The 10,259-nt window shown below is 64.2% G+C and carries 10 protein-coding genes; 5 read left to right on the top strand and 5 right to left on the bottom strand.

Translation table 11 applies throughout. From position 1 onward, the window contains the following. Nucleotides 1-2: 2 nt before the first annotated feature. From EH240_RS13615 to EH240_RS13630, 4 genes are all read right to left on the bottom strand, one after another. Nucleotides 3-1,109 carry an ABC transporter permease gene (locus tag EH240_RS13615; RefSeq protein ID WP_124999007.1) on the bottom strand — a complete coding sequence of 369 codons (1,107 nt, stop codon included), beginning with the start codon at nt 1,107-1,109 and terminating at the stop codon, nt 3-5. Then, the gene (locus EH240_RS13620; protein ID WP_124999009.1) at nt 1,093-2,628 is read right to left on the bottom strand and encodes an ABC transporter ATP-binding protein; all 1,536 of its coding nucleotides are present in this window, start codon (nt 2,626-2,628) and stop codon (nt 1,093-1,095) included. Before EH240_RS13620 ends, EH240_RS13615 begins: the two co-directional genes overlap by 17 nt. 95 nt (nt 2,629-2,723) lie before the next feature. After that, nucleotides 2,724-3,818, bottom strand: coding sequence for a BMP family ABC transporter substrate-binding protein (locus tag EH240_RS13625; RefSeq protein ID WP_124999010.1), 1,095 nt, complete (start codon nt 3,816-3,818; stop codon nt 2,724-2,726). Further along, complete coding sequence (locus EH240_RS13630) at nt 3,815-4,693, bottom strand: GntR family transcriptional regulator (RefSeq protein ID WP_124999012.1); 879 nt, start codon at nt 4,691-4,693, stop codon at nt 3,815-3,817. The genes EH240_RS13625 and EH240_RS13630 overlap by 4 nt, the downstream gene beginning before the upstream one ends. 227 nt (nt 4,694-4,920) lie before the next feature. On the opposite strand from EH240_RS13630, the gene EH240_RS13635 reads away from it, so the two are divergent. Genes EH240_RS13635 through EH240_RS13650 form a run of 4 tightly spaced genes read left to right on the top strand, consistent with a single transcriptional unit; the run spans nt 4,921 to nt 9,154 of the window. Further along, nucleotides 4,921-5,778 (top strand): aromatic ring-hydroxylating oxygenase subunit alpha, encoded by an 858-nt coding sequence (locus EH240_RS13635; protein ID WP_124999014.1) that lies wholly within the window; start codon nt 4,921-4,923, stop codon nt 5,776-5,778. 33 nt (nt 5,779-5,811) lie between these two features. Beyond that, the gene (locus EH240_RS13640) at nt 5,812-6,702 is read left to right on the top strand and encodes an aromatic ring-hydroxylating oxygenase subunit alpha (protein ID WP_124999016.1); all 891 of its coding nucleotides are present in this window, start codon (nt 5,812-5,814) and stop codon (nt 6,700-6,702) included. 25 nt (nt 6,703-6,727) lie between these two features. Continuing rightward, nucleotides 6,728-8,494, top strand: coding sequence for a 2Fe-2S iron-sulfur cluster-binding protein (locus EH240_RS13645; RefSeq protein ID WP_124999018.1), 1,767 nt, complete (start codon nt 6,728-6,730; stop codon nt 8,492-8,494). Between the two features lie 9 nt (nt 8,495-8,503). After that, on the top strand, nt 8,504-9,154 hold the full coding sequence (locus tag EH240_RS13650; protein WP_124999020.1) for a glutathione S-transferase family protein: 651 nt from the start codon (nt 8,504-8,506) through the stop codon (nt 9,152-9,154). A gap of 122 nt (nt 9,155-9,276) precedes the next feature. Here the strand turns inward: EH240_RS13650 and EH240_RS13655 are convergent, their stop codons facing one another. Further along, nucleotides 9,277-9,882 carry an alpha-ketoglutarate-dependent dioxygenase AlkB gene (locus EH240_RS13655; protein ID WP_124999022.1) on the bottom strand — a complete coding sequence of 202 codons (606 nt, stop codon included), beginning with the start codon at nt 9,880-9,882 and terminating at the stop codon, nt 9,277-9,279. Nucleotides 9,883-9,977: 95 nt separating this feature from the next. Between EH240_RS13655 and EH240_RS13660 the strand changes: the two genes are divergently transcribed. Beyond that, the gene (locus EH240_RS13660) at nt 9,978-10,214 is read left to right on the top strand and encodes a KTSC domain-containing protein (protein ID WP_425374792.1); all 237 of its coding nucleotides are present in this window, start codon (nt 9,978-9,980) and stop codon (nt 10,212-10,214) included. The last annotated feature ends 45 nt before the right edge of the window (nt 10,215-10,259 follow it).

A 10,259-nucleotide genomic window follows, 5' to 3' on the forward strand; every position in this document is an offset into this window, starting at 1 on the left:
GATCAGTCTCCCGCTACCCGCGCCGTTTCGAGCACATGCGCGTCCCTGGCCGGCCGTACCACGCGAATTCGGTAGAAAATGAAGAAGTCGGCCGCGAGCAGGAAGAACAGCAGGATGCCCTGGAAGATGCGCGTCAGCGCCGAGGGCAAGGCGAGCGTCATCTGCACGCCTTCGCCGCCGAGGAAGAGCAGCGACATCAACAGCCCGCCGAGCACGATGCCGAAGGCGTTCAGCCGTCCGATGAAGGCGACGATGATGGCGGCAAATCCGTAGCCGGGCGAGATCTGCGGCGAGAGCTGGCCGAGCGGCCCGGCGGCCTCCGCCATGCCGGCGACGCCGGCCGCCGCACCTCCCGCCAGAAGTCCGATCCACACCGCGGCGGATTCGCGAAAGCCGGCGTAACGGGCAGCCAAGGGCGCCGCGCCGCTCACCGACATCTTGTAGCCGAGGAAGCTGCGGTCGGTGAAAAGCCACATCACCAGAACCGCGATGACGGTGATGAAGATCGAAGGGTTCAGCCGATAAGCCGGGTCGAAGGACTCGAACAGCGCCCCCGTCGGCAGAAGCGCCGTCTGCGGATAGTTGAAGCCTGCGGGATCGCGCCACGGTCCGTGCACCAGGTAGGACAGGAACAGCGTCGCGATATAGGTCATCATCAGCGTGACCAGGATCTCGTTGGTGTTCATGCGGGCGCGCAGGAAGGCGGGGATCGCCGCCCACGCCATACCGGCGGCCATGCCCGCCAGGAACATCAGCGGCAGCAGCAGCGCGCTGTCCGGGTTCGGCCAGAACAGCCCAATGCCGCTCGCGGCAATCGCGCCCATGGTGAACTGGCCCTCGGCGCCGATGTTCCAGACATTGGCGCGGAAGCCGATCGCCAGCCCGCAAGCGATCAGGATCAGCGGCGAGGCCTTGAGCAGCCACTCCGACAGGCCGTTCATGGAACTTAGCGGCTCGACGAAAAAGGCATAGAGCGTAGGCAGCGGATCGTGCCCGAGCGAGGCGAAGAAGAGCGAGCCCACGATCAGCGTCAAGATGGACGCCAGCACCGGCGCCGCGATGCGCATCGCGGCCGAAGGTTCCGGCCTTTGTTCAATCCTGAAGCGCAACGTCACCACTCCTGTCCTTGCTCATCTTACGGCCGGTCATGAGCAGCCCGATCTCCTCCCGGTCGGTGCTGGTGCGCACGAGCGACGGCGACACCTGTCCCTGGCAGATCACGAGCAGCCGGTCGCAGATCTCGAACAGCTCGTCGAGCTCCTCCGAGACGACGAACACCGCCGTGCCGGCGCGGCTGAGATCGACGATGGTCTGGCGGATGAAGGCGCTCGCGCCGACATCGACGCCCCAGGTCGGCTGCGAGACGAGCAGCAGCTTCGGCGCCAGCGCGATCTCGCGGCCGACGATGAATTTCTGCAGATTGCCGCCGGACAGGCTCTGCGCCGTCGCGCCTGGACCGTTGGCCTTGACCTTGAATCGGTCGATGACGCCGGCAGCGAAGATGCTGGCCTTGCGCCGGTCGACCAGGCCTTTGCTGACGGTGCCCAAGCGATGGGCGGTCAGCACCGCGTTTTCCCATAGCGTGTGCGAGGGCACCGCACCCCGCCCGAGCCGCTCCTCGGGAACGAAGGCGAGGCCAAGCTTGCGGCGCTCGTCGGGGCGCAGGCCGGCGGCGGGCGTCCCGCCGATTTTGATCGCGTCGTAATGCCCATGCGTGCGCTCGCCGCTGAGCAGCGCGATGAGCTCGGCCTGACCGTTACCGGAGACGCCCGCCAGGCCGACGATCTCTCCGCCACGCACGTCGAAGGACACGTCCTTCAGGTCGACGCCGAAATGGTCCCTGGCCTTGGCCGACAGATTTCTGACCTCGAGCACCGGCTTCTCGCTGGGCGCCGCCGGGCTGACATGCATCTCGGGCAGCTTGGAGCCGACCATCATGCGGGCGAGTTCCAGCGATGTCGTTTCCTTCGGGCGCGCGGTGCCCGTGACCTTGCCGTTGCGCAGCACGGTGGCGGTGTCGCAGAGCTCCTGCACCTCGTCGAGCTTGTGGCTGATATAGACGATCGAGCAGCCCTCTGCGGCGAGCTGCCGAAGCGTGTCGAACAGCTTGACCACGGCCTGAGGCGTCAGCACGGAGGTCGGCTCGTCGAGGATAAGAAGTTTCGGCGCTTGCAGCAGGCAGCGCACGATCTCGACGCGCTGCCGCTCGCCGACCGACAGGTCGTGCACCTGGCGGTGCGGATCGATAGGCATGCCGTAGCGTAGCGAAAGCTCGCGGATCTTGTCGGCGAGCGAAGGCAGATCGAAGGCGCCACTTGCCGACAGCGCGATGTTCTCGACCACCGAAACGGATTCGAACAGCGCGAAATGCTGATAGACCATCTCGATGCCGAGCGCGCGCGACATCGCCGGGTTGTGCGCGGCGATTGCGTTGCCGTCGCAATAGATCTCGCCGGTATCGGCCTGCGCCGCGCCATAGATGATCTTCATCAGCGTCGATTTGCCGGCGCCGTTCTCGCCTAGCACGGCGTGGATCTCGCCGGGCTGGATCGACAGCGAGACGTCGTCATTGGCGACGACGCCCGGATAGCGCTTTGAGATGTTGCGCAATTCTAGTCGCGGATGCATGGCGGGTCCTGCCGGGCTTGAAGCGAGGTTGGACGGGAACCAGGCAAGGAAACGCCGAGGACTGAGCTTCGGCGTCTCCCCGGTTCTTTGAAAGATCAGCTCAGCTTGCCAATCATTCCCTTGACGAACCAGTTCATGCCGCGAATGTCGTCGTCGGCCAGCACCGATCCGCTCGCGACCTTGACGTTGCCGTCCTGGTCCTTCAGCTCGCCGGCATAGGGATGCACTTTGCCGCTGCCGATGTCGGCTTCGAGCTGCTTCAGCTTGGCCTTGGTGTCGGCCGGTATGCCATCATTGTAGGGCGCCATCTTCACAACGCCGGCAGCCAGCCCGTCCCAACGCACTTCCGGCTTCCAGGTGCCGGCGGCGACGGCCTTGGCGGCGCCGACATAGTCGCTGGTCCAGTCGAGCACGAAGGACGTCAGCTGCTTGCCGGCGGAGAACTTCGCCATGTCGCTGGCATAGCCGATCGACCAGGCGCCGCCTTCGCCTGCGACCTGCACGCCGGTCGCCGTGTCCGTCATCGAGCAGATGACGTCGCAGCCTTGTGAAAGCAGCGTCTTGGCAGCTTCCTTCTCCTTGCCCGGATCGAACCAGGAATTGAGGAAGATGGCGTTGCAGGTGGCGTTCGGGTTGACGCTCTGCGCGCCGAGCAGCAGGGCGTTGGCCGGGCCGACGATGTCGGGGATCGGGAAGCCGCCGATGAAGCCGATCTTGCCCGATTTCGACATATGGCCGGCCGCCGCACCGGCGACGAAAGTGCCTTCGTAATATTTGGCTTCGAAGGTGCCGAGATTGGCGAGATGGACGATGCCCGAGCAATGCTCGAAAGCCACCTTGGGGAAGCGCGGCGCCACCTTCTGCATCGGCGTGCCATGCGAGAAGCTGGTGCCGAAGATCAGCTTGTTGCCGGCGCCGGCGAGCTCGCGGAAAATGCGCTCGGCATCCTGCGGCATGAAGATGTTGTCGATGACGGTGAGGGCGACCTTGTCGCCGAATTCCGATTTGATTGCCTCGACGCCGAGGCTGTGCTGCTTGGTCCAGCCGATCTCGGCGATCGGCGAGACGTAGACGACGCCGATCTTGAGCACTTCCTGCGCTCTGGCGATGGTGCTCAGCCCTCCGGCGCCGAGGGCGGCGCCAAGCGCACCGCCGTATTTCAAAAATCCGCGTCTTGTCAGGTCGTTCATGTGGGTAACCCTCTGTTGGTTTTTTTGCTTGCTGCCCGGCTTGTCGGTACCGGATCTTTCTTGGGGAGATGGACGTGCAGGTGCGCCGTGGCGCCGTCGCTGTTCCCGGAAGTCTTTGCTGGCCCGGAAGTCTTTGCTGGCCCGGAAGTCTTTGCTGGTTTGCGCGGGGCGACCGACGCCGTCGCGCCGTCCGCCTTGGCTTCGAGATAAGGCGCCAGTGCCTCGGCCGGCGTCATCTCGGGAAACACTTCGCGATCCATGATGTAGCCGCGCACCACCGAACGGTGATGCGTGTCGATCAGGTCCATCGCCTGTTTGAGCCGCCCCTTTTCCAGGAGATCGACGACGCGCGAATGATCGTCGAGCAGGTTGCAATAGTCAAAATCGGCGGTGATGAGCGAGCGCAGCAGCGTCGTGCGGCGCACGAGCTGCGCATGGATTTCCTGCATCACCTTGTTGCGGCTCAAGCGCACGAACACCGTGTGGAATTCCTGGCCGAGCACGTCGGCCAGCGCGTCGTTGCCCGCGGCGACGGCGTGGCGCTGGCGCTCGACATGCTGGCGCAGCTCAGCCCATCCGGCCGGACCGAGGCGGTCGCTGAGCTGGGCGGCGACGCCCTGCTCGACCAGCGTCAGCGCGTCATAGATCTCCATCGCCTCCTGCATGCTCGGCTTGGCGACGAAGGCGCCGCGATTGCGCTCGATCTGCGCCAGCCCGTCATCGGCGAGCCGTATCAGCGCCTGGCGCACGACGATGCGGCTGACGTCGAATATTTCTGCAAGCTCGCGCTCGCCGAGCTTGCAGCCAGGCACCAAGCGGTGATCGATGATGGCGCGCGTAAGGATATCCGCTATTGTCTGGGAACGGCTGCTCAAGGCGCGGCTCTCCGCCATTTCGAAGGCATGGTCAGCAGGCTTCCTTGGTGAGAACACGCCTCGTCGGAAATTTCATATATCGGAAGTCAATCGCTGAAATCTGTCAACACAAAAAAGGATTTTGGCTGACAAAAAATCATTGATTGATATCCAATCTTGTGTTTTCGTATCTCGAAGCGCCGGGCTAGGTTCATGGTGAAGGGCTAGCCGAGTTGGGAGGGAGGCCGATGGCTGCCCGTTGCGTCGACCGCGAGCTGCTGAACGATTGGCACATTGTCGCGGACCGGGAATCGCTCACTCGGGATACACCGTTTCCGACACGTCTGCTTGGGGTCGATCTCGTCATCAGCAAGCGTTCGAGCCGGGTCGAAGTCGTTCGCGCCGATACCGGCGCCGCGCTGAAGACCGCCGAGCGCTATGGCTTCATCTGGGCCTGTCTCGACAAGCCCTGGCGCGACATCGTCTATATTCCCGAGGCCAATGAAGCGGACCGCCATCTGGTCAGCGGCGGGTCGATCGCAGTCAAGGTCTCGGGATTACGCGCCGTCGAGAATTTCCTCGACATGGGCCATTTCCCGTTCGTCCACACCGGCTGGCTGGGCGAAGAGCCGCACACCGAGGTCGCGCCCTACAATGTCGAGATCACTGCCCAGGACGAGGTGCTGGCGACGGAGTGCAAGTTCTACCAGCCGGTAGCGTCGCCGACCGCCAGGGAAGGCTCTGTCGTCGACTATATCTACAAGGTGATCCGGCCCTACACGGTGGCGCTCTACAAGAGCAATCCGGTCCAGAAGCATAGGCTCGACGTGATCACGCTCTTCGTCCAGCCGGTCGATGAAGAGAACTGCATCGCCCATCCCTTTCTTTGCTATCTCAAGGACGGCATCGAAGCGGCGACGGTGCGCAGCTTCATGCAGTTGATCTTCGCCCAGGACAAGCCGATCCTGGAGAACCAGGTCCCGAAGCGCCTGCCGCTCGACCCGCGCGCCGAGACACCGATCCGTGCCGACGCCGTCTCGGTCTCCTACCGGCGCTGGCTGCGCGATCGGGCCGTCACCTACGGCGCCATTCCGGCACAAAACTGATTGACGATTAGACGCTATTCAAAAGGTAGTTCCATGGCAAAATGCTCGGATACGGTGATCCTCAATCTCTGGCATCCCGTGGGTGCGATCGCCGAAGCCGCGCCCGGCGCAGTCCAGGAAACGGTCCTGCTCGAGGAGCGTCTCAGCTTCCAGGTCGGCGTCGATGGTGAGCCCGTCGTCTGGCGCTCGCGGCCGGATGCGCGTGGGGCCGACCAGGTTCCGGCTGCCGACAGGCTGCCGGCGAGGGGCGCCTACGGCTATGTCTGGACCTCGCTGGGGTCGCCGCCGGCCGACCTCTTCCCGATCCCCGAATATGCCGAGCCCGACCGGCGCCGGCTCAACGCGGCAACCTTCGGCGTCAACGTCTCGGCACCGCGCGCCATCGAGAACTTTCTCGATATGGGCCACTTCCCTTACGTGCATACCGACATCCTCGGCGCCGAACCGCATACCGAGGTCAAGGAATACGATGTCGAGATTTCCGTCGATCGCGATGAGATTCTCGCCACGCGCTGCCGCTTCTTCCAGCCGATGGCGTCCACCGCCTCGGATGGCGGCGCCGATGTCGACTATGTCTACCGCGTGCCGCACCCCTATTGCTCGGTGCTTTATAAATCGAGCCCGGTCGACGAGAGCCGGCGCGACGTGATCGCAATCTTCCTGCAGCCTCTCGATCAGGAACATGTGCGCGCCCACCTGCTGCTTTGCGTGCTCGACGAGAACAGCGAAGACAAGGTGATCAAGCGCTTCCAGCAGACGATCTTCGGCCAGGACAAGCCGATCCTGGAAAACCAGTTCCCGAAGCGCCTGCCGCTCGATCCGCGCGCCGAGACCCCGATCCGGGCCGACAAGTCGGCCATCGCCTACCGGCGCTGGCTCAGCCAGAAAGGCGTGACCTACGGGGTCATTCCGGCTGCAGCCTGACCAGGACATTTTTGGAGACTTTTTGATGTTGGAAGAAGCCCGAAGCCGGTGGCATCCGATTGCCGCTGCCCATGATCTGCCGTTCCGCCACGTGTTCCATGGCCAGCTGCTTGGCCGCGAGTTCGCCGTCTGGCGGGCCGATGACGGCTACGTCAACATCTGGGAGAACCGTTGCCTGCATCGCGGCGTGAGGTTGTCGATCGGCATCAATGACGGCCGCGAGCTGAAGTGCCAGTATCACGGCTGGCGCTATTCGAACCGCACCGCCGGCTGCACCTATATCCCCGCCCATCCGGCCGACGCGCCGGCCCGCACCATCACCAACCGCACCTTTCCGGCGGTCGAGCGCTACGGACTGGTCTGGTCGTCCGAAGAGCCGTTGGGCGAGGTGCCGGATGTCGCCGGCCTAGCCGAGGGCAAGCTGCTCGCGCTGCGCGGAATAGCCGTCAACGCGCCGGCTGACCAGGTCGTCGAGAGGCTGAAGGCCTATCGCTTCCAGCCCAATGGGGCGATCGACGGCGACGCCGCCGAAACACTGATCGAGGCTGCCCAGGATTTTGCCGTGGCGCTCCGCTCCCGCGACGGCGCTGCCGAGACGCTTGGCGTCTTCTTCGTCCAGCCGGCCGATTCCAATCGTTCGGTCATCCGCGGCGTGCTCGATCGGGACGCCGAAGGGTCGGCGCACATCGCCGTCCTGCGCCACCACAATGAACGGCTTTCCAGGCTCCGCGACGAGGCCGAGCGCGATATGGCGAATGCGCCGGCGCCGGCGCCGATCGAGCCGGTCTACGAACGGGTCTCGGCCGAGCTTGCCGAAATGCCGGAGCTGACCGCGCATGGCCGCAAGGCGGCGCTGCGCGTCACCGTGGCCAGGAAGTGGCAGACCGCCGACGGCATTGCCGGTTTCGAGCTGCGTCCTATCAAAGGCATCCTGCCCACCTTCCAGCCCGGCGCGCATATCGACGTCCACATGCCCAATGGCGAGATCCGGCAGTATTCGATCACCAACGGCCCTGGCGAGACCGACAGTTTTGTCATCGGCGTCAAGCTGGAGCGGGATTCGAAGGGCGGCTCGAAATGCATGCATGAGACGGTGCGCGAGGGCGACGTGCTGGCGATCTCCGAGCCACGCAACAACTTCCCGCTGCGCCGCGATGCCATCAAGACGATCTTCGTCGCCGGCGGCATCGGCATCACGCCGTTGCTCGCCATGGCGCAGGCGCTGAATAACCAGGAGCTGACGCATGAGCTGCATTATTTCGCGCAAGGCGAGGAGCACCTCGCTTTCGCCGATCGGCTGAGAGCGCTCGGCGATGCGCTGAAGCCGCATCTCGGATTCTCGCCGGACGAGACCGGCGCCGAGCTTCGCCGCGTGCTGACCGGCTACCGCAACGGCATGCATCTCTATATCTGCGGCCCCGGCCCGATGCTGGAGGCGGCGCGTAAGATAGCGGCGGAGCAGGGCTGGCCGGACAGCGCCGTGCATTTCGAGTATTTCAAGAACACCAACAAGATCGACGACAGCTCGAGCTTCGAGGTGGCGCTGGCGCGCTCCTGCGTCACACTTCAGGTGCCGGCCGGCAAGACGATCCTGCAGGTCATGCGCGAGAGCGGCATCGACGTGCCGTCGTCCTGCGAGCAAGGCGCCTGCGGAACCTGCATGGCAACGGTAATCGAGGGTGAGCCCGACCATCAGGACGTGTATCTCAACGACGCCGAGCGCAAGGCCGGAACAAAGATCATGACCTGCGTCTCGCGCGCCAAATCGGCACGCCTCGTGCTGGACATCTAGGAGCCGCCGATGATTACGCTTTACGATTACGAGCTGTCGGGCAATTGCTACAAATTGCGGCTCTTGATGAGCTTCCTCGGCATCGACCACAAGACCGTGCCGATCGATTTCTATCCCGGCCGGGAGCACAAGTCGGAATGGTTCCTGAAGCTCAATCCGCTCGGTCAGCTGCCGGTCATCGAGGATGACGGATTGATCCTGCGCGACGCCCAGGCGATCCTGGTCTATCTCGCCTCGAAATACGATCCGTCCGGCAAATGGTACCCGAGGGACAACCCGGCGCTTCTCGGCGAGATCAGCCAGTGGCTGGCCTTTGCCGACGGCATCACCGCGACGGCATCGGCCGCGCGCCTGCACGACGCGCTGTTCTACGATTTCGACATCGATGCCGCGCGCGCCGGCGCGCACCGGCTGTTCCGCATCCTCGACGAGCATCTGTGGTTCGGCGAGCAGCAGGGCCGCGACTGGATATGCTCGGCCGCGCATCCAACGATCGCCGACATCGCCTGCTTCCCTTACATCATGCTGTCGGAAGAGGGCGGCATTCCGCGCCAGGATTACCCGGCGATCCGCCGCTGGTGCGACCGCGTCAAGCGCATCAAGGGCTTCATCGTCATGTCGGGCGTCTTCCCGGCCGGGCCGGCCAGGGCCGCAGCATAGTGTATCCGCCAGGCTGGTGACGCTTCCGGTATCGAGGCGGACGCGCCGGTTGTCGCCAACGACGTTGGCAACACGGTGTGGCAGGTGACGTCGTTGGCGTCGGGAGCGTAAGCCGACGACCGTCAGAGCTTGGGCCGCAACGTCCGAAATGTGACGGAGTAGCGGTGTTCCGCGAGCGGCGGAATGCTATGCTCCCATTCGTTGCGCGCCGGACCGGCCATGAGATAGGCGGATCTCGGCTCGACCTCGATCGTCTCCCGGTCCCATGTCGCTCCGTTCCTGCGGCGTAGCCGGAAGCTGCAGGACGCCAGCAGGGAGACGCCTGCGACGAGCTCGAAATGGGGCTTGTCGCGATGCCAGCCGATGCCGGCGCCGGGCCGATATTCGTTGATCAGCAACTGCGAGAACTCGGACGCGGGCCGGCCGGCGAAGTCGGAGACCTTGTCGCGAAGCGGCAGCAGGAAGTCGGGTATTGTCGGTGCTCCAACGACCTCGCGGCGAGCGTAGTCGTAACGCAGCCCGAAGCCGATAACCTGCCTGTTGGCAAGATGGCCATGAAAGTCGAAGGGCCTGAACGGCAGGCCTTCGATGCGGCGGACCAACTCGACCTCTTCGTCGCGCGTGATCAGCTCCGGCCGGTAGTGGAATCCTTCCGGCAAGCTATTGGAGGCGCCGAAAAGATCGCCCTGGCGGACCTGAGCCGCAGCCCTCGATTTCGTTGACGGCATAAGCTCTCAGATAGGCAATTCGCCTGGTCCCGCAAGGCACTGCTCTGCCAACACCCAGTGCGGCGGAACCTCGCGACAGCCCTAGGAATTACGGCATGGCAAACAGGACGTCCGTCATGCCTTCCACCGCTCTCCGGAGCGCACATTACGATCCGGCGACGAAGATCCTTTCGGTATGGTTCGTGCCGAGCGGCGACCGCTATGACTATGAGGAGGTTGAGCCCGAGACCTACGCCGCGTTCACGGCCGCTCCTTCCAAGGGGCGGTTCTTCAACGAGTTCATACGCGACCGATACAGCTCCCGTCTGGTGGAGCACGGACCACGGCATTGAACGAAGCCGAACGGCCACACCCGCATGAAGCGAGTAGGTCGCTGC

The organism is Mesorhizobium tamadayense (assembly GCF_003863365.1).
In the GTDB taxonomy this organism is placed as follows: Bacteria; Pseudomonadota; Alphaproteobacteria; order Rhizobiales; family Rhizobiaceae; genus Mesorhizobium; species Mesorhizobium tamadayense.

What these genes read in the sequence shown, in the direction of transcription:
- EH240_RS13655 (WP_124999022.1), bottom strand. Translation starts at nt 9,882, where the DNA reads ATGCCGTCAACGAAATCGAGGGCTGCGGCTCAGGTCCGCCAGGGCGAT.
- EH240_RS13645 (WP_124999018.1), top strand. Translation starts at nt 6,728, where the DNA reads ATGTTGGAAGAAGCCCGAAGCCGGTGGCATCCGATTGCCGCTGCCCAT.
- EH240_RS13620 (WP_124999009.1), bottom strand. Translation starts at nt 2,628, where the DNA reads ATGCATCCGCGACTAGAATTGCGCAACATCTCAAAGCGCTATCCGGGC.
- EH240_RS13625 (WP_124999010.1), bottom strand. Translation starts at nt 3,818, where the DNA reads ATGAACGACCTGACAAGACGCGGATTTTTGAAATACGGCGGTGCGCTT.
- EH240_RS13635 (WP_124999014.1), top strand. Translation starts at nt 4,921, where the DNA reads ATGGCTGCCCGTTGCGTCGACCGCGAGCTGCTGAACGATTGGCACATT.
- EH240_RS13660 (WP_425374792.1), top strand. Translation starts at nt 9,978, where the DNA reads ATGGCAAACAGGACGTCCGTCATGCCTTCCACCGCTCTCCGGAGCGCA.
- EH240_RS13650 (WP_124999020.1), top strand. Translation starts at nt 8,504, where the DNA reads ATGATTACGCTTTACGATTACGAGCTGTCGGGCAATTGCTACAAATTG.
- EH240_RS13640 (WP_124999016.1), top strand. Translation starts at nt 5,812, where the DNA reads ATGGCAAAATGCTCGGATACGGTGATCCTCAATCTCTGGCATCCCGTG.